The following is a 23,393-nucleotide window of genomic DNA, read 5'->3' as shown; positions in this document are numbered from 1 at the left end:
CGAGCGACCTCCGGCCTACGGTTGAAGGTAACCAACCGGTTTGTCACAAGGAGGAGCACCATGCGCCAGGTCACGGGATGGGCCGCCCACGCCCCGGGTGACGTCCCGCGTTCCTGGGCGTTCGCCCGGCGCGACCCGCGCCCGGCCGACGTCGCCGTCCGCGTCACCCACTGCGGCGTCTGCGCGACCGACCGGCACGCCCTCGCCTCCGGCGACCCCGCCGCGTTCCCGCTGGTCGCGGGCCACGAGATGACCGGGGTGGTCGAGGTCGTCGGCGACGCGGTCACCGACCTGCGCCCCGGCGACCGCGTCGCCGTCGGCAACATCGTCGACTCCTGCCGGACCTGCCCGCCGTGCCGCGCCGGGCGGGAGAACGACTGCGAGGCCTTCCCGACCCTGACCTACGGCGGCGAGGACCGCGTCTCCGGCGGCATCACCCAGGGCGGGTTCTCGAGCGAGATCGTCGTCGACCGGCACTTCGTGTACACGCTGCCGGACGCCCTCGACCCGGCGGGCGCGGCCCCGCTGCTCTGCGCCGGCATCACCACCTGGTCGCCGCTGCGCCGCTTCGGGACGGGCCCGGGGACGACGGTCGGCGTCGTCGGGGTCGGCGGGCTCGGGCACCTCGCCATCAGGTTCGCCCACGCCCTGGGCGCCGAGACGGTCGCCCTGACCACCAGCGAGGCCAAGGCCGACGCCGCGAAGGCGCTGGGCGCCGACGACGTCGTCCTCACCCGCGACCCGGACGCGCTCGCCCGCCAGGCCCGACGCTTCGACCTGCTCGTCGACACCACGGGCCACCCGCTCGACCCCGCGCCCTACCTGGCCGCGCTCGCGGTCGACGGCACCTACGTCCTCGCCGGCATCCCGCCGCAGCCGCTGCGGGTCGACCCGATGAGCCTCGTCGTCGGCGAGAAGCGGATCGCCGGCACGGGCAGCGGCGGGGTGCCCGCGACCCGCGAGATGCTCGACGTCGCGGCCGAGCACGGGATCGTCGCCGACGTCGAGGTCGTGACGCCCGACCGTCTCGGGGAGGCCCTGGAGCGGCTGGGGCGCGGCGACGTGCGGTTCCGGTTCGTGGTGGAGATGCCCGGCTGATCGTCAGCGCGCGGCGATCTCGGCCAGGTCGCCGCCGGTCGCGGCGACCAGGTCGTCGGGGGCCAGCTCCACCTGCAGGCCCCGGCGGCCGGCCGAGCAGAAGACGGTCCCGTGGTCGGCCACCGAGAGGTCGATGACGACGTCCAGCGGCTGGCGGCTGCCGAGCGGGGCGATGCCCCCGACCACGGAGCCGGTGAGCCGCTGGGCCACGCCGGCGTCGGCCATCACCGCCCGCTTCCCGCCCCGCGCGGCGGCAAGGGCCTTGAGGTCGAGGGTCCCGGCCACCGGCACCATCGCCAGCACCGGCGTCCCGTCCACCTCCGCGACCAGCGTCTTGAACACCCGGCCGGGGTCGAGGCCGAGGGCCTCGGCGGCCTCGGTGCCGTAGGCGGTCCGGCCCGGCGCCGTGTACGGGTGCGTCGTGTACGCGACGCCGGCGTCGTCGAGGGCGGCCAGGGCCGGGGTCGCCGCCGCTCGTCGCGCCACGGCGCCCGAGGGTAGCCCGCGGGTGGGGACGGACCGGGACGGAGCGGGACCGGAGCGGACCCGGGCCGGCCCGGGCAGGGGAATCGCGGGCCTGGTCACCGCGTTGAGCCGGACATGCCAGCAGTGATGACGATGGCGGAGCCCGGCACGGCCGACACGGCCGTACCCGCCGCCGCGACGCCGTACGACGGCGTGACGTCGTCCGCGGGTCGGGATGGCCTGCGCCCGGCGCGGGTAGTCTCCGCGGGACTCACCGACGTCCCGACCGCGCCGAGGGCGCGGCCCGAAGGGAGCCCCGTGGCCGACGCGGCGAGGGCCCGTTCTCGCGACGAGACCTCTGACCAGAGCGACCAGGTCGACGTGGCGTCCGAGACGCCCGCCGAGCGCGCCGAGCGCTTCGAGCGCGACGCGATGCCGATGGTCGACCAGCTCTACGCGGCGGCGCTGCGGATGACCCGCAACCCCGCCGACGCCGAGGACCTGGTGCAGGAGACGGTGCTCAAGGCGTACTCGTCGTTCGCCTCGTTCACGCCCGGCACCAACCTCAAGGCGTGGCTGTACCGCATCCTCACCAACTCCTACATCAACACCTACCGCAAGCGGCAGCGCCAGCCCCAGCAGTCGCCCACCGAGGAGATCACCGACTGGCAGCTCGCCCAGGCCGGTGAGCACAGCTCCTCGGGGCTGCCGTCGGCCGAGGCGGAGGCGCTGGAGAACCTGCCCGACACCGACATCCGCGACGCGCTGCAGAACCTGCCCGACGACTTCCGGATGGCGGTGTACCTCGCCGACGTCGAGGGCTTCGCCTACAAGGAGATCGCCGAGATCATGGGCACGCCCATCGGCACGGTGATGTCGCGGCTGCACCGCGGGCGCCGGCAGCTGCGCGAGGCGCTCACCGACACCGCCCGCGACCGCGGCTTCATCCGCGATGGCGGGGGCCGTGGGGACGGCGCGACGGCGCGCGACGGCGCGTCCCGTGACGGCTCTGCTCGCGACGGTGCGGTCCGCGACGGCGCGGACCGGGTGACCACCCGAGAGGGGGCCGGACGATGAGCTGCGGAGAGCCCCACGAGACCGACTGCTCCGAGGTCCTCGCCGAGGTGTGGCTGCTGCTCGACCACGAGTGCGACGAGGACCGCGACGCCCAGCTGCGCCGCCACCTCGACGAGTGCGGTCCCTGCCTCGCGCGCTACGGCCTCGAGGAGAAGGTGAAGACCCTGCTCGGCCGCAGCTGCGGCGGCGAGCACGCCCCCGAGGGCCTGCACCAGCGGCTGCGCGAGCAGATCCGCGCCACCGTGCTCGAGCAGGCCGAGGTGACCGTCGAGCGCAGCGCCGCCGGCACCGTCGTCGAGGTCAACCAGACCCGCGTGGAGTCCTGGCGCAGCTGAGGCCCGGACAGACCCCGGACGCCGGAGGGCCCGCCCGCGATCCGTCGCGGGCGGGCCCTGTCGTGCGTGCGGGGCAGGCGCTCAGCTGTGGGGGCGCTTGCCGTGGTTGCTGGCCTTCTTCTTGCGGTCCCGCTTCTGGCGCGCGCGCTTCGACATGCGTCCATCGTCCCACGTCCACCGGTGGTCACCGGCGGGGTGGCATGATCCGGTGGTGAACCGCGCGCGACCGGTGTCGACGCTGCAGAACCTGCTCGCGGCCCACACGGCGCTCTCCGGGTCCGCGGCGGCCCACCTGCAGCGCGTGGTCGCCGAGTGGCAGCTGCTCGCCGACCTGTCGTTCGCCGACTTCCTGCTGTGGGTGCCGACCTCGGACGGCGGGTTCCTCTGCGTCGCCCAGAGCCGCCCGACGACGACGGCGACCGCCCACCCCGAGGACATGGTCGGGGCCGTCGCCTCGGCCAGCCAGCGCCCCCAGCTCGAGCGGGCCGTGCAGGACGCCGTGCTGCGCCGCGAGGACCAGCCGCGCTGGCACCGGGGACGGTCGGTGCGCCGCGAGGTGGTGCCGGTGCGCGAGCCCGGCGGCGGCGTGGTCGCCGTCCTGGGCCGCGACACCAACCTCGCCGCGCCCCGCGTCCCGAGCACGCTGGAGATCTCCTACCTGGCCGTCGCCACCGACCTGTGCCAGATGATCGCCGACGGCACCTTCCCCACCGCCGAGGGGCACGACGAGGGCCGGTCGTCGCCGCGGGTGGGCGACGGGCTGGTGCGCATCAGCTCCAGCGGCCGCGTGCTCTACGCCAGCCCCAACGCGTCCTCGGCGTTCCACCGCCTCGGCTGGAGCGAGGAGCTCGTGGGCGCCGACCTCGCCACCGTCGTCCGCGAGGTCGCCGACGACGCGTTCGAGGGCAGCGAGGCGAGCGAGCACGTCCGGGGCGCGCTGGCCGGCACCCCCTCCCAGCGCGCCGAGCTGACCGGTCACGGTGCCACCGCCGTCCTGCGGGCCCTCCCGCTGCACCCGCGCGGCGTGCCCAGCGGCGCGCTCGTGCTGGCCCGCGACGTCACCGATGTCCGCCGCCGCGACCGGGCGCTGCTCAGCAAGGACGCGACGATCCGCGAGATCCACCACCGCGTGAAGAACAACCTGCAGACCGTCGCGGCCCTCCTGCGCCTGCAGGCCCGCCGCACGCCGCACACGGAGGCGCAGGAGGCGCTCACGGAGTCGGTGCGCCGGGTGGCGTCGATCGCGCTGGTGCACGAGGCGCTCGCGGCGTCGGTGGACGAGAAGGTCGACATCGACGAGGTGCTCGACCGCGTCCTGCCGATGATGAACGACCTCGCCCGCCCCGGGGCCCGCGTCGACATGCGCCGGGAGGGCCGGGTGGGCGTGCTGCCGGCGGTGATGGCGACCCCGCTGGTGATGGTGCTGACCGAGCTGGTGTCCAACGCCCTCGAGCACGGGTTCGCCGAGGGGGCGTCGGGGTCGGTGGTCATCGCGGCGTCGCGGACGGCCGCCCAGCTGGAGGTGGAGGTCCGCGACGACGGGCGCGGGCTGCCCGAGACGTTCTCGCTGGAGCGGGCCACCGGCCTGGGCCTGCAGATCGTGCGCACGCTCGTCGACTCCGAGCTGGCCGGCACCCTGGGCCTGCGCCCGGGCGAGGAGGCGGGCACGCGGGCCGTGCTGCGGGTGCCGCTGCAGCACCGGGGCCGCTGAGCGGTCCCGCGAGGGGACACCGGGACGCACCGAGGCCCCGGTCCCGTCCGTGGGGACGGGGCCGGGGCCTCGGGTGTCGTAGCGGGTGTCGTGCCGTGCGTGCTGTCGGTCGGGGCTCCACGGGTACCGCGTGCCGGACGCGTGGGGAGCGAGCGTCCGGCACGACCCGTGGTCGCGACGCCGGGGAGCGTGGCGACGCGATCAGAACCCGGTGTGCACCTCGGGCCGGATGCCGTGGCGCTTGAGCGCGCGGCGCTCGTCCTCGCTCGCGCCGCCCCAGACACCCGCGTCCTGACCCGACTCGAGCGCCCACTTCAGGCACTCGGTCATCGCCGGGCAACGCCGGCAGACACTTTTCGCGCGAGCGATCTGGGAGAGCGCGGGGCCGCTCGTGCCGACGGGGAAGAACAGTTCCGGGTCCTCGTCGCGGCAAGCAGCGTCGTTCCGCCAGTCCATCGTTGATGAGCTCCTCGGTGGGGCGCTTCGGGGTGCGCACCCGTCGTGGTCGTCGTGTTCTCGACCTCGCCGCGGGCCCGTGGTGGGCCCGCGACCTGCCGGTGGAGACCGGGGACCTTCGCTGTCACCCTGTCTCCCGCCCGCCGGTCGCTCTCTTTCACGACGGCGGACCCATCCGGTCCGAACTCGCGACCCTCACGGGCGGCGCGTCCTTCCCGGTATTCGCGGGGGATGCGAAACAATCTGCAGGACGTGACCGACGAGATCGAGTGCCAAGCGGCTCGACGGGCGAACTCGGTCGGTGAGTGGAATGGCGCGGACCGTCATGACCGCCCGGCTGCGACGAACGACGACCACAGCACGACGAAGCGTCCACCCGTCCGGTGCTCCACGACGAGCGGTCAGCAGCTGGGCTCGATTCAGAAGCCCGCCGACCGCCGGTCACGGCTCACACCGGGTTCATCTCCGGCAGGTTTCGGGCCTCACACGACCACGCGGAGGGCGTCGGGGACGGCCACGAACTCGACGTCGCTGCGCCGGCCGAGGTGGTCGCCGTCCACCTGGAGGTTGACCGGCTCCCCGCTCGTGATCCGCAGCGCGGGCACGTCGTCGTGGCGCACGACCGATCTCAGGCCGCTCGCGCCCTGGGCGCGCAGGACCTGCGCGACGAGGCGCAGCACCGTGGGCAGGCCCAGCGAGCGCAGGGCGAAGACGCCGAGGCCGCCGTCGAACGAGCAGCCGGGGTTGGTGCGCACCGGCCGGGCGCCCAGGTAGGTCCAGGGGTCGGTGTTGGAGACCAGGGCGAGCTTGACGCCGGTCACCGGGTCCTCGCCGGGGATCTCGACGGTGAGGTCGGGCGGATCGACCCGCGCGCGCGACCAGCGGCGGACCGAGGTGGCGACGTAGCGGGTCGGGGTCGCCTCCCGGCCCCGGCCGCGGGCGCGCTCCATCGACGCGATGACGTCGGCGTCCCACCCGAGCCCGGCGTTGAAGCTGAACCACCGCTCGTCGGCGCGCCCCAGGCCCACGGTCCGCGAGCGGCCCTCCGCGAGGGCCCCCAGCAGCGTGTGGGTGGCCTCCAGCGGCTCGCGGGGCACACCCAGGGCGCGCGCGAAGACGTTGGCCGAGCCGCCGGGCACGACGCCCAGCGCGGGCACGTGCTCGCCGGGGCCGTCGGCGAGCAGGCCGTTGAGGGCCTCGTTCACCGTGCCGTCGCCGCCGAGCACGATGACGAGGTCGACGGCCTCGGCGCGGGCGCGGGCCGCGAGCTCGGCGGCGTGGCCCCGATAGCGGGTGGCGACGACGTCGAGCTTGATCTCGCTGGCGAGCGCGTGCGCGATGACGTCCTGACCGGCCGCCGTCGTCGTGGTGGCCGAGGGATTGGCCACGAGCAGCGCACGCACGGCGCTCACCGTAGACGGCCCTGCCCGTCCGGTCGGGGGGTGCGGTCCCTCGATGTCGCCGATCTCTCGGCCGACCGAGGGACGCGGGGGCGTGCGGCCTACCCTGAACGGCGTGACACCACCGCGCCCCGTGCTCCTCGCGGCACTCGGCGTGCTCGCCGAAGGGGTGGCCGGCGTCGTCGTCGCGGCGCTCCTCGTGGCCGTGGGCGTGGTGTTCTCGGTGTGGGGCTTCGTCGCGCTGCTCGGCCTCGGGCTGGTGGTCGTGGCCGTGGCGCTGCTGCGGGGCCGGCGCGGCGCGCGGGGGCCGGCGCTCGTCGCGCAGCTGCTGACCATCGGCTGCGCCTTCTACGCCGCCGTGCCCTCCGGGCGCCCGGAGTGGGGCGTGCCGGTGCTCCTCGCCGCCGCCGCGGTGCTCTACGGCCTCCTGTGCGCGCCCGCGCGCGCGTGGGCGGAGGAGTAGGGAGTCCCGGTCCGGCCTGTCGGAGCCGGCCGCGGCGACCTAGCGTCGGTGGACGTGCCGATGAACGCGCTGCACCGCCGGCTGTGCCGCTCCGACCGCTGGGCCGACCGGATGCACGGCGAGGTCCTGCCGTGGGCGCTCGAGGGCGTCGACCTCGCCGGCGAGGTCCTGGAGATCGGGCCGGGCTACGGCGTGACGACGCGCTGGCTCGTCGAGCGGGCCGGCGCGCTGACCGCCGCCGAGGTCGACCCGCGCCTGGCCCAGGACCTGGGCCGGGCGATGGGCGAGCGCGTCGACGTGCGCACCGCCGACGCGACGCGCCTGCCGTTCGCCGACGCCAGCTTCGACGCCGTCGTCTGCTTCACCGTGCTCCACCACGTGCCCTCGCCCGCCGCGCAGGACCGCGTCCTCGCCGAGGCGGCCCGCATCCTGCGTCCCGGTGGGGTGTTCGCGGGCTCGGACAGCCGGCGCAGCCTGCGCTTCCGGCTGCTGCACGTCGGGGACACGATGGTCGTCGTCGACCCGGCCACCCTGCCCGACCGCCTGCGGGGCGCGGGCTTCGGAGAGGCCACCGCCGACGCCGGGGACCGCTCGTTCCGGTTCCGGGCGCACCGGTAGCACCGGTCAGTGACGGTCGGCGGGCGGGGGCGGGGCCGCGACGAGGCCGCCGGGAGCGTTGAGCAGGTCGATGCGCGGCACGCCGCGCTCGTGGCCCAGCACCGTCACCGACGCCGCGTCGAACGCGAACCCGACCCCGGCGGTGGCGTCCAGGCCCAGGTAGCGGGCGATGAGCACCCGCCCCGCGTGGCCGTGGCCGACCACGACGAGGTCGCGGTCGGCGAGCACCCGCTCGGCGTCGGCGATGACGTGGTCGAGGCGCTCGGCCACCTCGGGCGCGGTCTCACCGCCCGGGCTGGGGTGGGTCCACACGGTCCAGCCGGGGTCGTCCTCACGGATCTCGGGGGTCGTGCGTCCCTCGTAGGCGCCGTAGTCCCACTCGACGAGGTCCTCGCGGGTGGTCCACGGCTCCAGCCCCGCCAGGCGGGCGGTGTCGGTGGCGCGCCGCCGCGGGCTGGTCCAGACCTCGGGGGCGGGCACCTCGTCGCCGCGGAGGGTGACCAGCAGGCGTCCGGCGGTCCGGGCCGCCGCCTCGCCCGCCTCGGTGAGGGGGAGGTCGGTGCGGCTGGTGTGCCGGCCGTCGCGCGACCACTCGGTCTCGCCGTGGCGCAGGAGGTAGAGGCGTCCGACGGGGCTGTCGCTCACGGCGGGCCAGGTACCCCGGGGCGTCGGTGATGACGCGGTGCTGACGTGGCGGGTGTCCCACGACGGCGCGCCCGCCCCCGGGGTGCGGGGACGGGCGCGTCGGGTCGTGCGCGGGGTCGCGGCGGGGCCGCGGAGGGACTCAGCCCTTCTTGGTCTCCCAGAAGATGTCCGAGATCTCGGCGATGTAGTCGAGCACCTGCTGACCGCTCTGCGGGTCCATGGACGACTTGGCGCCGCCCTCACCGCCCCCGGCCGCCTTCGTGGCCTTGTTGAACAGCTCGTGGAGCTGCGGGTACTTCTCGAAGTGCGGCGGCTTGAAGTAGTCGGTCCACAGCACCCACAGGTGGTGCTTGACGAGGTCCGCGCGCTCCTCCTTGATCTGGATGGCGCGGGCCCGGAACGCCGGGTCCTCGTTGGACTGGTACTTCTCCTGGATCGCCTTGACCGACTCGGCCTCGATCCGGGCCTGAGCCGGGTCGTAGACGCCGCAGGGGAGGTCGCAGTGCGCGGTGGCCTCCAGACGCGGACGCAGGACGCTGGAGAGCAGTCCCATCTCGCCTCCCTGTTCCTCGTGGGGAATGGTGATCGTTCCGACGTCAGTGAACGTACCCCCGTGACCGGGCACCGACACGTGGAGCGCCGCCGGTGAGGACCCCTCGTGAGCTGCTGGTCACGGCCGCGCGCCACTTCCCGCGCCGCGTCCTCGTCCGCGGCGGGTCGATGGCGCCGACGCTGCGGGACGGGGACGTCGTGCTCGCGCGCCCCGGCGCCGCGGTGCGCCCGGGGGAGCTCGCGCTCGTGCGGTGGGCCTCGCGACCGGGGCAGCTCTCGGTCAAGCGGGCGACGCTGGCGTCCGACGACGGCTGGTTCGTCGTCGGCGACGCCCCGACGGCGTCGACGGACTCCCGCACCCTCGGCCCGGCCGAGGTCGTGGGGCCGGTGCGCTGGCGGCTCTGGCCCCGTCCGGGACGGCTGCGGGCGCGCTGAGGACGAGCTAGGAGACTGCTGAAGAAGTCAGCGCGTCGAGGCTGGTGGTCGGCGGGTGGGCTGGGATCCTTGTCGGGTGCAGGGTCGCTCTGATGATCAGCGTGAGTTGCTGGATGTGGAGTCGGTCGCCGGGCATTTGCTGAAGCCGGGCAGCGTGTTCGCGTTCCTGGCTGCGCATCGGGCCCGGCTGTTCGCCCCGGAGCTGTTCGCCGACCTGTTTCCCACCCGCCGCGGCCGGCCGAGTGTGCCGCCGGAGGTGGTGGCCACGGTGCTGGTTCTGCAGGCCCTGCACGGCCTGTCGGACCGGGAAGCTGTCGAGGCACTCACGTTCGATCTGCGGTGGAAAGCCGCCTGCGGGCTGGCGATCACCGACACCGCGTTCGACGCCTCGACGCTGACCTACTGGCGACGCCGGCTGGCCGCCTCGAACAGCCCGAACCGCATCTTCGAGACCGTCGCCGCGGTGGTCGCCGAGACTGGTGCGGTGGCGGGGAAGACCCGCCGGGCGTTGGACTCGACGATTCTGGATGACGCGGTGGCCCGCCAGGACACCGTGACCCAGCTGATCGCCGCGATCCGCCGGGTCGCCCGCGACGTCGGTGCCGGCGCCGAGGTCGTCACGGCGGTCACCACGAGCGGGCATGACTACTCCCACCCGGGCAAGCCGCAGATCGCCTGGGACGACCCCGCGGCCCGTGACGAGCTGGTCTCCGCGTTGGTCAACGACGCGTTGGCGGTACTCGCCGAGCTGGAGACGCGCCACCCCGGCGGGGCCGGGCTCGACGAGCGCGCCAGTCAGGCGGTGGCGTTGTTGGCGCTGGTCGCCGGGCAGGACGTCGAGCCTGCCGAGGGCTCCGATGGCACCGACGGGCGCTGGCGCATCGCGACCAAGGTGGCCCCGGACCGGGTGATCTCCACCGTCGATCCCGACACCCGCCACGCGCACAAGTCCCGGGAGCGCCGCCAGGACGGCTACCGCGCGCACGTGGTGGTCGAGCCCGACATCGGGCTGATCACCAACACCAGGCTCACCCAAGCCTCGGGCCCGGACAACAGCGACGCCACTGTCGGTATCGCCCTGCTCACCGGCGACCCCAACCTCGAGGCCGCCGCCAGCGAGCCGGGCGAGGCGCTGGAGGTGCTGGCCGACTCGGCCTACGGCACCGGCGACGCCCTGGCCGCGCTCGAGCAGGCCGGGCACACCGCGGTGATCAAGCCGTGGCCGCTGCGCCCGACCGTCCCCGGCGGGTTCACCATCGACGACTTCACCCACGATCCGGCCGCGAGCACCATGACCTGCCCGAACGGGATCACCCGCCCGATCACTGCGAGCGGAGCAGCGATCTTCGGGGCGCACTGCCGCGACTGCCCACTGCGCGCGCAATGCACCACCGCCACCGACGGGCGCACCCTGCACCTCGGGCCGCACCACGCGCTGCAACGAGCACACCGCGCCCGGGCGAGCACCCCCGAGCACCTCGAGTCCTACCGTCGGCACCGGCCCATGGTCGAGCGCTCCATCGCCTGGCTGACCCGCGGCAACCGGCGCGTCCCCCACCGCGGCGTGGTCAAGAACAACGCCTGGCTGCACACCCGCGTCGCCGCGCTCAACCTCCGCCGAATGATCACCTTCGGACTGCACCTCGACCACGGCCGATGGGCCCTGGCCGCAAGCTGATCCGAGGACCCAGCCGACTACCGGCCCGGCTACGGCCTCGACAGCCCATCAACAACCCGCCACTATCAGCGCCGGGCGGGGCGACCTCTTGTCGCACCCACGGGTGCTGACCGCAGCACGACTGCCGAGGCGCCCACCAACCCACTTCTTCAGCGCGCTCCTAGGACCGGTCGGCGACGGGTCGGCGAGGGGCACGGCGCGCCGGGTGACGGGGGACGCAGACACGACCGCCGTGGACGCGCGAGGATCGCCCGCACCGGGCGCAGGAGCGCAGGAGTCCTCACCCGGGCCGCGCGCCCACCCGCGCCGACGGCCCGCCCGGCGCCCGCCGACCGCGGGCGCCGCCACCATTTCCTCCCGTGTCCTCCCGTCCGGGTACCCCGGCGCCGCGATGCCCGTCGCAGTGCCGCGACCCCTCGATCTCGCTTGGAGCCCCCGTGAGCGACGCGAACGCCGACACGACCAGCAACCAGCCCGCCCTCGACGGCCGCGACATCACCGAGGAGGAGGTCTTCACGGCGCACGAGGGCGGCAAGCTCTCGATCGCCCCGACGGTCGGGCTCTCCGGCCGGCGCGACCTCGCCATCGCCTACACGCCCGGCGTCGCGAAGGTGTGCCGGGCGATCGCCGACGACAAGGCGCTCACCGCCCGCTACACGTGGACCCACCGCCTGGTGGCCGTGGTCAGCGACGGCACCGCCGTTCTCGGGCTCGGCGACATCGGCCCGCGCGCCTCGCTGCCGGTGATGGAGGGCAAGTCGGCGCTGTTCAAGGCGTTCGCCGACCTCGACTCCATCCCGCTGGTCCTCGAGACCACCGACGTCGACGAGATCGTCGACACGCTCGTGCACCTGCGCCCGAGCTTCGGCGCCGTGAACCTCGAGGACATCGCCGCGCCGCGCTGCTTCGAGATCGAGCGCCGGCTGGTCGAGGCCCTCGACTGCCCCGTCATGCACGACGACCAGCACGGCACGGCGATCGTCGTGCTCGCGGCCCTGCGCAACGCCGCCCGTGTCCTGGACCGCGACCTCGCGTCCCTCAAGGTGGTCGTCAGCGGCGCGGGCGCGTCCGGCGTGGCCTGCGCCAAGATCCTGGGATCGGCGGGGGCGAGCGACGTCGTCGTGCTCGACTCCCGCGGGGTCATCCACGAGACCCGCGAGGGCATGAACGTGGAGAAGATTGCGCTGGCCGAGCAGACGAACCCCCGCGGCGTGCGCGGCGACCTGGCCGCGGCCGTGGCGGGCGCCGACGTCTTCCTGGGCCTGTCGGGCTCGACGGTGCCCGAGTCGGTGATCGCGTCGATGGCTGACGGCGGCGTCGTGTTCGCGCTGTCCAACCCGGACCCCGAGATCGACCCGGCCGTCGCGCGCAAGCACGCCGCGGTCGTGGCCACCGGGCGCAGCGACTACCCGAACCAGATCAACAACGTGCTCGCCTTCCCCGGGGTGTTCGCCGGGGCCCTCGACGCGGCGGCCCGGCGGATCACCGAGGCCATGAAGCTCGCCGCGGCCGACGCGATCGCCGACATCGCCGCGGGCGACGAGGAGTTCGGCGCCGACCACATCGTCCCCAGCGCGCTCGACCCCCGCGTCGCGCCCGCGGTGGCGGCGGCCGTCGCGGAGGCCGCCGCCGACGAGGGCGTGGTGCGCCGCCACGTCGCCGAGGTCGCGGCCGAGCACCACTGAGCCGGCTCGCGGTTCATCCGGTCGCCCACGATGGTGTAGCGCGCCGACACGTCGGGTACCGACGGGTCGATCCGGTGGTCCGACGTATCGATGTCGCTCGGCCGGACCATCCGGGATCCACCGATCGGTGGTTGCCGGGCGCTCGCGGCATGATCCGGACCGCTCGTGGCTCACCGGGCGCACCGTCGGTAGGGCGGCGAGCCGCACGTGGGTGACCAGGCGGTCGATCGGCGCAGCAGGACTGGGCCGTGTGCCGTTCGTCGTGGACGCCGTCCGCTTCGGCGCGACGACCGGTCGGTGTCCTCAAGGTCGATCGTCCGTGTGGTGCAGCAGAACGCGTGCGGACTCGCGGTCGCCGCGCGCCGTCCCTCCACGGGGTGATCCACCCGGACCCACCTCGCGTTTCCTTCGTTGCCTGAGACAGACGCGGACGCACCGTTCCACCTCGGGACGGCGGGGTCCCCGCGAGCGAGGAGCGCAGACGTGGGCAGTGCCGTGCCGGTGCCGGGCTCGCCCGGTCTCGCCGTCGTCCACGGGACGACGGGGGGCCGGCGGTCCGAGGCGCTCGCGGTCCTGCCCGGCGGCGACGGCCCGGACGGCGGGGTGGCACTGCCGCCGGGGGCCGCGCTGCGCCACGACGCGTGCGGGCGCCTCGTCGCCGTCCGCGACGCCGTCGCCCGCCTCGTCGACCCGTCCGGCGGCCTCGAGGCCGGGCAGATGCTCGGCCGGAAGGTCACCGACCTGCTCGCCGACGTCCACGCCGCCGACGGCGCCCCCGAGGGCCTCCTGTCCGCGCGGGTGCGGCGTCTGATGGCCGCGTCGCTGCCGGTCCAGGTGGTCGTGTGGCCGGACCGGGCGGGCGGCGCGGTCCTCGTGCTGGTGCCGCAGGCCGAGCCCGCCCCCGAGCTCGCCCCCGAGCCGGCGGACCGCCCCCAGGCCTTCGAGCCGCCCACCGAGCCCCTGAGCGGGCCGAGTGCCGCCGACGTCGAGCGCATCGCCGGCCTCGGGCACTGGCAGGTCGACCTCGTCACGGGCTCGGCCTGGCTCTCGCCGGTGCTCACCGAGCTGCTGGGCCTCGACACCCGCCCCGAGTGGCGCGCGGAGGGCCTGCTCGCCGCGCTGCACCCGGCGGACCGTGCCGGGCTCGTGCGCCGCTGGGAGGCCCTGGTCGCCGAGGGCGTGGCGCTGGAGGCCGAGGTGCGCCTCGGCGACGCTAGCGGCCGCATCCTGCAGGTGCACGCCGCCCGGCGCCCCGACCGCACGGTCCTCGGTACCGCGGCCGACGTCACCGGGCGACGCCAGGCCGAGGAGCGGCTGCGCGCGCTGACCCAGCGCTTCACCGACCTGCTCGCCGTCGCCCCCGTCGGCATCGCGCTGTTCGACGACGACGAGCGCCTGGTCAAGGCGAACCAGGCGCTGTGCCGGCTGCTGGGGCAGGGCCCGGAGGCGCTGCGGGGCCGGCGCGCCGACGAGCTGCTCGACCTGGGCGCCGAGGCCGCCGCCGGGGCCGGCCCGGCGACGCCGCTGCTCGCGCGGCCCGCGGGCTCGGCGGGGTCGGTGAGCTGGTCGTGCTCCCCGCGCGCGCTGCGGCGCCGCGAGCGCGGCGCGGGCGGCGCCGACGCCGACGCGGTGTGGTGCGAGCTGCACGTCTCGGTCTCGGTGCACGACGACGGCGGCGTCACCCACCTCGTGGTGTTCACCGACGTCACCGACGCCCGCAGGGTCGAGGCGAGCCTGCGCCACCAGGCGATGCACGACGAGCTGACGGGCCTGCCGAACCGCCGCGCCCTGCAGACGACGGTGTCGCGGCTGCTCGCGGGCCCGACGGCGCGGCGCACGGGGCTGCTGTTCTGCGACCTCGACAACTTCAAGCGGGTCAACGACTCGCTCGGCCACGACGCGGGCGACGAGCTGCTCGTCGAGCTGGCCCAGCGCCTGCGCGACCGGCTGCCCGCCGGCTGCGCCGCCTCGCGCAGCGCGGGGGACGAGTTCGTCGTCGTGTGCGCCGACGTCGACCTGCACGGCGGGCTGGACGCGCTCTCGGCCACCGTGGCGGGCATCCTGCGCACCGCCATCCCGGTTCACGGCCAGCTCGTGCGCATCTCGGCGACCGTCGGCGCCGCGGTCGGCGCGACGGTGGGGCTCGGCGCGTCCGCGGGCCCCGACGCCCGCACCGACGCCCGCACCGACCCGGGCCGGCCCGACATCGACCCCACCGGCGACCCCGTGGAGCAGGTGCTGCGCCAGGAGCGCGCCACCGAGCTCGCCGGCCTCGAGCCGGCCCCGGTGCACCCGGGCACCGGCGACCTCATGCGCTTCGCCGACGCGGCCCTGTTCGAGGCCAAGAGCGGCGGCAACGGCCGCTTCGCCCTCGCCGACGAGGCCATCATGCGCGGCGCCGACGAGGCGCTGCGGATGGAGACCCAGCTGCGCGAGGCCATGGTCAACGACGAGCTCGTGCTGCACTTCCAGCCGGTCGTCGGGGCCGACGGTCGGGTGCAGACCGCCGAGGCGCTGGTGCGCTGGCAGCACCCCGAGCAGGGCCTGATCTTCCCGGACAAGTTCCTGCCGGTGGCCGAGGCCGCCGACCTGCTCGGCGAGCTCGACCGCTGGGTGCTGCGCACCGCGGTGCGCGAGGCCGCGGTGTGGCCGTCCTCCGGGCCGGACGGGACCCCGCCGTCGGTGGCGGTGAACCTCGCGGGGCTGCTGCCCGGCGACCCCGACTTCCTCGAGACCGTGCACGAGGCCGTCACCGACGCGGGCCTGCCGTGGGACCGCCTGGTCCTCGAGCTCGTCGAGACCTGCCTCGCCGACCTGCCCGCGACCACGCTGCGCGAGATGAACGAGCTGATCGCGGCGGGCGTGCGCTTCGCGGTCGACGACTTCGGCACCGGCTACTCGTCGCTCTCGCGCCTGACCGGCCTGCCCGCGCAGATCGTCAAGCTCGACCGCGGCTTCGTCCGGGGCGTCGCGACCGGCGAGTCCGACCGCGCCGTGGCCCGGGCCGTCGTCGACCTCACCGCGGCCATCGGCCAGGTCTGCGTCGCCGAGGGCGTGGAGGACGCCGACCAGTTCGCGGTGCTGCGCGACCTCGGCGTGCACGCCTACCAGGGCTGGCTGTTCGCCCGGGCGATGCCGGGCGAGGCGTTCACGCAGCTCCTGCGCCGCGGGCCGCTGACCCCCGAGGACCGCGCCGCCGGCTGAGCTCGCCCGTGTCAGCGGAGTGGCTCCGCGGACGATCAGTGTCCGTCACGCCACTCCGTCGACCCGGATCGGTCGCGGCTGTCGGGGGCTCCGGTTAGATTCACCCGCTGACCCGGTGGCCGACCGTGAGCCGCCGGACTTCGATCCCCGGGAGCCAGGCACGTGATCGAGTTCCGGGGTGTGGGCAAGCGCTTCCCCGACGGCACGGTGGGCCTCGACTCGCTGACGCTGACGGCGCGCGAGGGCGAGATCACGGTGCTGGTCGGGCCGTCGGGCTGCGGCAAGACCACGTCGCTGCGCACGGTCAACCGGATGGTCGAGCCGACGTCGGGCTCGGTGCATCTCGACGGCCGCGACGTCGCCGACGGCGACCCGGCGGAGCTGCGCCGCGGCATCGGCTACGTCATCCAGCAGGCGGGCCTGTTCCCGCACCGGCGGGTCATCGACAACGTCGCCACCGTCCCGGTGCTCCAGGGCCTGTCGCGGCGCGAGGCGCGGGCCCGCGCGGCCGCGGTGCTCGAGCGCGTCGGGCTCGACGGCACGCTCGCGCAGCGCTGGCCCGCGCAGCTCTCCGGCGGCCAGCAGCAGCGCGTCGGCGTCGCGCGGGCCCTCGCCGGCGACGCGCCGGTGCTGCTCATGGACGAGCCGTTCTCCGCGGTCGACCCGGTGGTGCGCGTCGAGCTGCAGGACGAGCTGCTGCGCCTGCAGGCCGACCTCGGCAAGACCATCCTCTTCGTCACCCACGACATCGACGAGGCGATCCGCCTGGGCGACCGGGTGGCGGTGCTGCGCGTCGGCGGCCGGCTCGCCCAGTTCGCCCCGCCGGACGAGCTGCTCGCCGCCCCGGCCGACGACTTCGTCGCCGGCTTCGTCGGGCGCGACCGCGGCTACCGGCGCCTGGGCTTCGTGCCGGCCGGCGCCCTGCGGCTCGCCGACCTGCCGACGCGGGTCGAGGGGTCCGACGGCGCGGGCCCGCCGGGGGAGTGGACGGTGCTGCTCGACGGCGACCGGCCCGCGGCGTGGCTCGGTCCCGACGGCGCGCGTCACGACCTCGGCTCGCTCTACGTCACCGACGGCGGCCCGAACGGTTCGGCCGCACCGTCCGACGGCGCCGGCACCCTGCGCGGGGCGCTCGACGCGACGCTGAGCTCGCCGGCGGGCCGCGGCGTGGCCGTCGACGGCGAGGGCCGCTACCGGGGCGGGGTGGACGCGGACGACGTGCTGGCGCTGCTGGAGAGGGACCCGGCCCGGTGAGGGTCTTCGGGTACGACCTCGACGACCTCGTCGTCGCCCACGTCCTGCTGGCGCTGGTGCCGGTGCTGCTCGGGCTGCTCGTCGCCCTGCCGCTGGGCTGGTGGGCGCACCGCTCGCCGGCCGCGCGGCGTGTCCTCGTGCCGCTGTCCGGCGCGCTCTACACCGTCCCGTCCCTGGCGCTGATCGTGTTCATCCCGGTGCTGCTCGGCACGCCGATCCTCAGCCCGGTCAACGTGGGGCTGACCCTGACGCTCTACACGGTGGCGCTGCTCGTGCGCAGCGTCGCCGAGGCCCTCGACGCGGTGCCGGCGACGGTCACGACGGCGGCGGTCGCGGTGGGCTACCGGCCCACGGGCCTGCTGTTCGGGGTGCAGCTCCCGCTCGCCGTCCCGGTGCTCACCGCGGGCGTGCGGGTCGCGTCGGTGTCGGCGTTCTCGCTGGTCACCGTGGGTGCGCTGGTGGGCATCCAGTCGCTGGGCACGCTGATGACCGACGGCTTCCAGCAGGACTACACGGCGATGGTCGCCACCGGCATCGTCGGCTCGGTCGTGCTCGCGTTCGTGTTCGACGCGCTGTGGCTCGGGCTCGGGCGCGCGCTCACGCCGTGGTCGCGGGCGGGGGTGTAGCCGTGCTCGGCCGTCTCGGCGAGTGGTTCGCCGACCCCGCGCAGTGGAGCGGGTCCTCCGGCATCCCCGCCCGCGTGCTCGAGCACCTCGGGTACACGCTGCTCGCCGTCGCCATCGCGGCGGTGATCGCGCTGCCGGTCGGCGCGGTCATCGGCCACACGCGCCGCGGCGGGCTCGCCGTCGTCGGCGTCGCGAACGGGCTGCGCGCGCTGCCCGAGCTCGGCGTGCTGGTGCTGTTCGTGCTGCTCCTGGGCCTCGGGCTGCTGCCCCCGACCCTCGCGCTCGTGCTGCTCGCCATCCCGCCGCTGCTCGCCGGCGCCTACTCCGGGGTGGCCGGCGCCGATCCCGGGGCGGTCGACGCCGCGCGCGGCATGGGGATGCGGGAGCGCCAGATCCTCCTGCAGGTCGAGGTGCCCGCCGCCGTGCCGCTCGTCCTCGGCGGGCTGCGCTTCGCGACGCTGCAGGTGGTCGCGACGGCCACCATCGCCGCCTACGTCGGCCTCGGCGGGCTCGGGCGCTTCATCATCGACGGCTTCGCCGTGCGCGACTTCGTGGAGATGCTCGGCGGCGCGCTGGTCGTCGCCGTGCTCTCGATCGTCCTCGAGCTCGTGCTGCAGGGCCTCGGCCGCCTGGTCACCCCCGGTCCCGACCGGCTGCGGCTGCGCCGCGCACCCGCTGCCCCGACCCCGCCCGCCCCGACCCCGCCCGCCCAGACCCCGGACGCGTCGAGACAGGCGTCCTCGTGAGAAAGGCCCGACCGTGATCCGATCCCCGCGCGCGCTGATCGTGGCGGCGCTCGCCGCCGTCGGCGTGCTCCTCGCCGGCTGCGGCGGCGACTCCGACCCGCTCGCCACCGAGCCCGCCGGCCCCTCGGCCCAGGGCACGGTCCGCATCGGCTCGGCGAACTTCACCGAGAACCGGCTGCTCGCCGAGATCTACGCGACGGCCCTGGAGACCCGCGGCGTCACCGTCGAGCGGCGCTTCGGCATCGGCAGCCGCGAGACGTACTTCCCGGCCGTCGAGCGCGGCGAGATCGACCTCGTGCCCGACTACACCGGCAACCTGCTGCAGTTCCTGGACCCGCAGACGACGGCCACCGCGCCCGACCAGGTGTACCAGCAGGTGGTCGCCGCCCTGCCGCCCCAGCTGCAGGTCCTCGAGCCCAGCCCGGCGCAGGACAAGGACGCCGTGGTGGTCACCCGGGCGTTCGCGACGCAGAACAACCTGCGCTCGATCGAGGACCTCACCCCCCTGTGCCCGACGATCACCTTCGGCGGCCCCCCGGAGTTCGCCGAGCGGCCCTACGGCATCCCCGGCCTGGAGCGGCTCTACGGGTGCCGGTTCCGCGAGTTCCGGGCCCTCGACGCCGGCGGCCCGCTGACGGTCGCGGCGCTGCGCGACGGCACGGTGCAGGCGGCCGACCTGTTCACCACCGACGCCTCGATCCCCGAGAACGACTTCGTCATCCTCGACGACCCGCGGTCGAACTTCGCGGCGCAGAACGTGGTGCCGCTGATCAACCGGGCGAAGGCCGAACCGCGCGTCACCGACACGCTCAACCAGATCTCGCGGAGCATGGACACCGCGCAGCTCACCGCGCTCAACCAGCGCCTCGCCGGGCCCGACCGTCCCGACCCGGCCCAGGTCGCCCGCGACTGGCTGAACCAGGCCGGGATCCGGTAGGCGCGCCCGTTCCGGAGCGAACGGGTATCTCGCTGCTTCTTGGCGCGCAAACCCCCCGTTCGCTCCGGGGCGGGGCCGCGCCGGGGCCGGCGTGCGAGGGTGGGCGCGTGCCCCGCCGCGTCCCCGTCGTGCTGGTCGCCGGTCGTCTCGGGGCCGGCAAGTCGACGCTGGTCAACCACCTGCTGCGCCGCGCCGACGGCGTCCGGGTCGGCGTCGTCGTCAACGACTTCGGCGCGATCGGGATCGACGCGATGCTGGTGGCGGGGCAGGCCAGCGCGGTGACGTCGCTGGCCGACGGCTGCCTGTGCTGCACCACCGACGCCAACGGCCTCGCCGGCCTGCTCGCCGAGCTGACGGCGCCCTCGGCGCGCCTGGACCTCGTCGTCGTGGAGGCCAGCGGCCTCGCCGAGCCGCGCGAGCTGGTGCGCCTGCTGCTCGACGCGGTCGCCGGCGAGGCGCGGCACGCGGCGTACGGCGGGCTGGTGGTGGTGGTCGACGCGGGCGCCGGTCCCGACGGCGTGGGGGAGCAGGACGGCGTGGTCCGGCTCGCCGACCTCGTGGTGCTCAACCAGGTCGACCGCGTCGCCGACCCCGCCCCGCTGCTGGCGTCCCTCCGCTCCGTCGCTCCCGGCCCGGTGCTCCCGGTGGTCCGCGGGGCGCTCGACCCGGCGCTGCTCGTCGACCCGCCGGCCCGCCGCCGCCCGCCGCGGTCGGGCCAGCTGTCGTTCGACGCTCTCCTGCGCGAGGAGCACCCGGCCGGCGAGCACGCCCACGCCGACTGGGAGAGCGTCGCGGTGGAGCGCGACGCCCCGCTGGACCCGGCACGGTTCGCGGCGTTCCTCGAGGCGGGGCCGTCCGGGGTGTTCCGGTCCAAGGGCGTGGTCCGCTTCCCCGGCGCCGCCCCGTTCGTCGTGCAGACGGTCGGGACGGCGATCCGGGTGCGGCCGGCGCCCCGGTCGGTGGACGTCGCCGGCGCCCGCCTGGTGTTCCTCGGCGCCGGCCTCGACCCAGCGGGCCTGGAGGCGGCGATCAACGCCTGCACGGCCGACCCCGCCCGCCCGGAGCCCTCGCTGCTGCCGGTCCTGCGCTACGAGGAGTCCGAGCGCGTCGACGCGGTCTGAGCGGGCGCCCCCGGCCGGTGGGAGCGAACGGGTATCTCGCTGCCTCTACGCGCGCAGACTCCCCGTTCGCTCCCGCACGCCGGCCATGGTGAACCCCTCGTACCCCGCCTCGGCGACGTCGGCGAGCTGCTGGCGGTAGGCGGCGTGCCCGGCCATGTAGAACATCACCGCGTTGCGCTTCCCGGGGATGTTCGCCCCGAAGATCCACGAGTCGGCCTTCGGGAAGAGGGTCGCGTCGGCGACCTCGCGGCACGTCTCCGTCCACCGGTCCTCGGCGTCCCGGGTGGGCTCCACCGCCGCGGCGCCGGACTCCTCGGCCCGCCGCACGAGCTCCGCGATCCACTCGACCTGCGCCTCGATGCTCGGGGGCAGGTTGGTGAAGGGACCGTTCGGGCCGAGGATCATGAACATGTTCGGGAACCCGGTCACCGACACGCCCAGGTAGCTCGTCGGTCCGTCGGCCCAGTGCTCGTCGATGTGCTGCCCGCCGCGCCCGCGCAGGTTCATCGCCCGGTAGTTGCCGTCGACCGCGTCGAACCCCGTCGCGAGCACGAGGACGTCGAGCTCGTGCTCGACCCCGTCGGCGGTGCGCACCCCGGCCGGCGTGATCCTGTCGATCGGGTTCTCCTTGATCGACACGAGCGTGACGTCGTCGCGGTTGAAGACCTCGTAGTAGCCCTCGTTGCACAGCGGGCGCTTGGCGTAGAGGTCGGTCGGGGTGAGCTTCCGGGCGGTCTCGGGGTCGTCGACGATCTCCGCGACCTTCGAGCGGATGAACGCGGCCGCGGCGGCGTTCGCGTCGGGGTCGGTGGCGATGTCGTTGAACGTGCCGAACATGAACCGGAAGCCGTTGCCCTTGTCCCAGTTCTCCTGGAACACCCGCTCGCGCTCCTCCGGCGACACGCTCATGGCCGGGACGTCGCTCTCCTCGAAGCCGAACGCCACGACCGACCCGCGCACCTGTTCCCAGATCGCGTCGAAGTCCTCCTTGGTCCGCGCCACCTCGTCGGGATCGACCGGCCCGTTGCCCGACGGCACGACGTACTGCGCCGAGCGCTGGAACACCGTCAGGTGCTCGGCCATCGGGGCGGCGGCCACGATGAACTGCGTGCCGGTCGACCCGGTGCCGATGACGCCGACGCGCTTGCCGCGGAGGTCGAGGTCGGCGGGCCAGGCGTTGGTGTGGACGACGGTGCCCGCGAAGTCGTCGAGGCCGGGGAGGTCGGGGATGTTGGTGCGCGCGAGCAGCCCGAGCGCGGTGACGAGGTAGCGGCACGTGAAGCGCTCGCCGGCGGCGGTGGAGACGTGCCAGACCGCGCGATCCTCGTCGAAGACGGCCTCGGTGACCTCGGTGTCGAGCTGGATGTCCCGCGCGAGGTCGAACCGCTCGACGACGTGCTCGAGGTAGGCCAGGACGTCGGGCTGGTCGAGGTAGCGCGTGCTCCAGTCGTAGTCGGCGAGCAGGTCCCGGTCGAAGGAGTAGCGGTACACGAAGCCCTCGGTGTCGGACTTCGCGCCCGGGTAGCGGTTGAAGTACCAGGTGCCGCCGACCCCGCCGCCCTTCTCCAGGGCGCGGGCGCGCAGCCCGAGGCGGTCGCGGAGCTGGTGGAGCATGTAGATGCCGCCGAAGCCCGCGCCGATGACGACGGCGTCGAGGTCCGTGCTGCCGAGGGTGCCGGTGGTGCTCGTCGGGGTGTTCATCGGGTTCTCCTCGCGGTTCGGGAGAGGGGTGCTCGGGCGGGGGCGCTCAGCGCCGGTACCAGGCGGCCACGGCGGCGATCTCGGCGTCGGCCTCGGGGGCGGCACCGGCCAGGAACGGGAAGACGTGCTGCATGTCGTCGACGACCGAGAGCGTCACGTCGACACCCGCCGCCTCGGCGCGGGCGGCCAGCCGGACGGCGTCGTCGCGCAGGGACTCGGCGCCCCCGGCGTTGACGTAGAGTCGCGGGAGCCCGGAGAGGTCGGCGTGCAAGGGGTTCGCCAGCGGCGTCCGCGGGTGGACCGCCCCGTCGGCGAGGACGCCGGCGATCATGCCCTCGAGCAGCGGGACGGTGACCAGCGCATCGGTGGCCGCGTTGGTCACGAGGCTCTCGCCGGTGTTCTCCATGTCCAGCCACGGCGAGAACGCGACGACCCGCCCGGGCAGCGGCCGCCCCTGCTCGCGCAGCGCCAGCGGGACGGCGACGGCGAGGTTGCCGCCGGCCGAGTCCCCGATCGTCGTGACGTCCTCGGGACGGATCCCGCGCTCGGTGAGGCCGACGAAGGCCGCGACACCGTCCTCGACCTGGGCCGGGTGGGGGTGCTCGGGGGCGCGCCGGTAGTCGAGCACGAAGGCGGTGACGCCCAGCGCCTTGGCGACGTGCCCGGCCAGCTTGCGGTGGCTCGACGCCGAGCCGACCGCGAAGCCGCCGCCGTGGTGGTAGAGCAGGACCTGGCCGCGGTGCGCGCCGATCGGGAGCGCCCAGAGGCCGGGGACCCCACCGACGGTGTCCTCGGCGTAGGTGACGTCCTCGGGCTCGCGGGTGGCCTGGTGCCACTCGTCGAAGATGCTGCGGAAGAGCCGGGTCGTGAGGTCGGGCGTCGAGGAGAGGATCGCGGTCCAGTCGGCGTAGAGGGCGCGCAGGGCGTCCGCCTCCGCCGAGCCGGTCGTCGCCTCCGTGTTCGTCGCCGTGTTCGTCGCTGTGTTCGTCTCCGCCGTCGTCTCCGCCATGGCGTGCCTCCTCGCACCTCGATCGCCTCCCGGGACCGTCCCCGACCGCGCCCGCCACGGGGTGTGCCGATCCGGAACAGCTCCGTGCGCGCCGCGGTCTGGCGCCGCGGCTGTGACGTGGGGCACTGTGGTGATCGGGTGCGCGCGGTCGGGGGCCGCGACCGGAGTGCGAGGCGA

At 75.1% G+C, this 23,393-nt stretch carries 23 protein-coding genes; 15 read left to right on the top strand and 8 right to left on the bottom strand.

The window, feature by feature from the left end:
• Nucleotides 1-60: 60 nt before the first annotated feature.
• A complete protein-coding gene (locus ACYX4T_RS11830) occupies nucleotides 61-1,098 on the top strand; it encodes an NAD(P)-dependent alcohol dehydrogenase (RefSeq protein WP_476014704.1) in 1,038 nt (345 codons plus the stop codon).
• Nucleotides 1,099-1,101: 3 nt separating this feature from the next.
• On the opposite strand, the gene ACYX4T_RS11825 is transcribed toward ACYX4T_RS11830, so the two are convergent.
• Nucleotides 1,102-1,584, bottom strand: a complete 483-nt coding sequence (locus ACYX4T_RS11825) for an aminoacyl-tRNA deacylase (RefSeq protein ID WP_476014703.1) — start codon at nucleotides 1,582-1,584, stop codon at nucleotides 1,102-1,104.
• A 360-nt stretch (nucleotides 1,585-1,944) separates the two neighbouring features.
• Between ACYX4T_RS11825 and ACYX4T_RS11820 the strand changes: the two genes are divergently transcribed.
• Both ACYX4T_RS11820 and rsrA read left to right on the top strand, forming a co-directional pair.
• Nucleotides 1,945-2,640, top strand: coding sequence for a sigma-70 family RNA polymerase sigma factor (locus tag ACYX4T_RS11820; protein WP_476014702.1), 696 nt, complete (start codon nucleotides 1,945-1,947; stop codon nucleotides 2,638-2,640).
• Nucleotides 2,637-2,975: a mycothiol system anti-sigma-R factor gene (gene rsrA, locus ACYX4T_RS11815; RefSeq protein WP_476014701.1), complete on the top strand. Its 339-nt coding sequence runs from the start codon at nucleotides 2,637-2,639 to the stop codon at nucleotides 2,973-2,975. The genes ACYX4T_RS11820 and rsrA overlap by 4 nt, the downstream gene beginning before the upstream one ends.
• Nucleotides 2,976-3,056: 81 nt before the next feature.
• On the opposite strand, the gene ACYX4T_RS11810 is transcribed toward rsrA, so the two are convergent.
• A complete protein-coding gene (locus ACYX4T_RS11810; RefSeq protein WP_476015251.1) occupies nucleotides 3,057-3,131 on the bottom strand; it encodes a 50S ribosomal protein bL37 in 75 nt (24 codons plus the stop codon).
• A 73-nt stretch (nucleotides 3,132-3,204) separates the two neighbouring features.
• On the opposite strand from ACYX4T_RS11810, the gene ACYX4T_RS11805 reads away from it, so the two are divergent.
• Nucleotides 3,205-4,686, top strand: coding sequence for a sensor histidine kinase (locus ACYX4T_RS11805; RefSeq protein WP_476014700.1), 1,482 nt, complete (start codon nucleotides 3,205-3,207; stop codon nucleotides 4,684-4,686).
• Nucleotides 4,687-4,887: 201 nt separating this feature from the next.
• On the opposite strand, the gene ACYX4T_RS11800 is transcribed toward ACYX4T_RS11805, so the two are convergent.
• Nucleotides 4,888-5,142 carry a WhiB family transcriptional regulator gene (locus ACYX4T_RS11800; protein WP_274198967.1) on the bottom strand — a complete coding sequence of 85 codons (255 nt, stop codon included), beginning with the start codon at nucleotides 5,140-5,142 and terminating at the stop codon, nucleotides 4,888-4,890.
• Between the two features lie 482 nt (nucleotides 5,143-5,624).
• Nucleotides 5,625-6,545, bottom strand: a complete 921-nt coding sequence (locus tag ACYX4T_RS11795) for a diacylglycerol/lipid kinase family protein (RefSeq protein ID WP_476014699.1) — start codon at nucleotides 6,543-6,545, stop codon at nucleotides 5,625-5,627.
• Between the two features lie 112 nt (nucleotides 6,546-6,657).
• On the opposite strand from ACYX4T_RS11795, the gene ACYX4T_RS11790 reads away from it, so the two are divergent.
• Complete coding sequence (locus ACYX4T_RS11790; RefSeq protein ID WP_476014698.1) at nucleotides 6,658-7,005, top strand: hypothetical protein; 348 nt, start codon at nucleotides 6,658-6,660, stop codon at nucleotides 7,003-7,005.
• Between the two features lie 60 nt (nucleotides 7,006-7,065).
• The gene (locus ACYX4T_RS11785) at nucleotides 7,066-7,623 is read left to right on the top strand and encodes a class I SAM-dependent methyltransferase (protein ID WP_476015250.1); all 558 of its coding nucleotides are present in this window, start codon (nucleotides 7,066-7,068) and stop codon (nucleotides 7,621-7,623) included.
• 6 nt (nucleotides 7,624-7,629) lie between these two features.
• Here the strand turns inward: ACYX4T_RS11785 and ACYX4T_RS11780 are convergent, their stop codons facing one another.
• Both ACYX4T_RS11780 and sodN read right to left on the bottom strand, forming a co-directional pair.
• Nucleotides 7,630-8,268, bottom strand: coding sequence for a histidine phosphatase family protein (locus tag ACYX4T_RS11780; protein ID WP_476014697.1), 639 nt, complete (start codon nucleotides 8,266-8,268; stop codon nucleotides 7,630-7,632).
• A 139-nt stretch (nucleotides 8,269-8,407) separates the two neighbouring features.
• On the bottom strand, nucleotides 8,408-8,821 hold the full coding sequence (sodN, locus tag ACYX4T_RS11775; RefSeq protein WP_425550047.1) for a superoxide dismutase, Ni: 414 nt from the start codon (nucleotides 8,819-8,821) through the stop codon (nucleotides 8,408-8,410).
• A 92-nt stretch (nucleotides 8,822-8,913) separates the two neighbouring features.
• On the opposite strand from sodN, the gene ACYX4T_RS11770 reads away from it, so the two are divergent.
• The 9 genes from ACYX4T_RS11770 (at nucleotide 8,914) to ACYX4T_RS11730 (ending at nucleotide 20,506) form a co-directional block, all read left to right on the top strand.
• Nucleotides 8,914-9,255 carry a S24 family peptidase gene (locus tag ACYX4T_RS11770; protein WP_476014696.1) on the top strand — a complete coding sequence of 114 codons (342 nt, stop codon included), beginning with the start codon at nucleotides 8,914-8,916 and terminating at the stop codon, nucleotides 9,253-9,255.
• A gap of 76 nt (nucleotides 9,256-9,331) precedes the next feature.
• A complete protein-coding gene (locus ACYX4T_RS11765) occupies nucleotides 9,332-10,933 on the top strand; it encodes an IS1182 family transposase (RefSeq protein ID WP_476014695.1) in 1,602 nt (533 codons plus the stop codon).
• Nucleotides 10,934-11,370: 437 nt separating this feature from the next.
• Nucleotides 11,371-12,618 carry an NAD(P)-dependent malic enzyme gene (locus tag ACYX4T_RS11760; RefSeq protein WP_476014694.1) on the top strand — a complete coding sequence of 416 codons (1,248 nt, stop codon included), beginning with the start codon at nucleotides 11,371-11,373 and terminating at the stop codon, nucleotides 12,616-12,618.
• Nucleotides 12,619-13,101: 483 nt separating this feature from the next.
• Nucleotides 13,102-15,822 carry a putative bifunctional diguanylate cyclase/phosphodiesterase gene (locus tag ACYX4T_RS11755; RefSeq protein WP_476014693.1) on the top strand — a complete coding sequence of 907 codons (2,721 nt, stop codon included), beginning with the start codon at nucleotides 13,102-13,104 and terminating at the stop codon, nucleotides 15,820-15,822.
• A gap of 162 nt (nucleotides 15,823-15,984) precedes the next feature.
• Entirely contained in the window at nucleotides 15,985-17,076 is a 1,092-nt protein-coding gene (locus tag ACYX4T_RS11750; protein WP_476014692.1) for an ABC transporter ATP-binding protein, read from the top strand.
• Nucleotides 17,073-17,702 (top strand): ABC transporter permease, encoded by a 630-nt coding sequence (locus ACYX4T_RS11745; protein WP_476014691.1) that lies wholly within the window; start codon nucleotides 17,073-17,075, stop codon nucleotides 17,700-17,702. The genes ACYX4T_RS11750 and ACYX4T_RS11745 overlap by 4 nt, the downstream gene beginning before the upstream one ends.
• A gap of 2 nt (nucleotides 17,703-17,704) precedes the next feature.
• Nucleotides 17,705-18,448, top strand: a complete 744-nt coding sequence (locus ACYX4T_RS11740) for an ABC transporter permease (protein WP_476014690.1) — start codon at nucleotides 17,705-17,707, stop codon at nucleotides 18,446-18,448.
• A 13-nt stretch (nucleotides 18,449-18,461) separates the two neighbouring features.
• Nucleotides 18,462-19,385, top strand: a complete 924-nt coding sequence (locus ACYX4T_RS11735; protein WP_476014689.1) for an ABC transporter substrate-binding protein — start codon at nucleotides 18,462-18,464, stop codon at nucleotides 19,383-19,385.
• 107 nt (nucleotides 19,386-19,492) lie between these two features.
• On the top strand, nucleotides 19,493-20,506 hold the full coding sequence (locus ACYX4T_RS11730; RefSeq protein WP_476014688.1) for a CobW family GTP-binding protein: 1,014 nt from the start codon (nucleotides 19,493-19,495) through the stop codon (nucleotides 20,504-20,506).
• Between the two features lie 45 nt (nucleotides 20,507-20,551).
• On the opposite strand, the gene ACYX4T_RS11725 is transcribed toward ACYX4T_RS11730, so the two are convergent.
• Both ACYX4T_RS11725 and ACYX4T_RS11720 read right to left on the bottom strand, forming a co-directional pair.
• The gene (locus ACYX4T_RS11725) at nucleotides 20,552-22,207 is read right to left on the bottom strand and encodes a flavin-containing monooxygenase (RefSeq protein WP_476014687.1); all 1,656 of its coding nucleotides are present in this window, start codon (nucleotides 22,205-22,207) and stop codon (nucleotides 20,552-20,554) included.
• A gap of 46 nt (nucleotides 22,208-22,253) precedes the next feature.
• A complete protein-coding gene (locus tag ACYX4T_RS11720; RefSeq protein ID WP_476014686.1) occupies nucleotides 22,254-23,216 on the bottom strand; it encodes an alpha/beta hydrolase in 963 nt (320 codons plus the stop codon).
• Between the last annotated feature and the right edge of the window lie 177 nt (nucleotides 23,217-23,393).

This window comes from Actinomycetospora sp. ABD4_176 (genome assembly GCF_056311855.1).
Note: the sequence above shows the minus strand (reverse complement) of the source record. Positions and strands in the feature narration are given on the sequence as shown.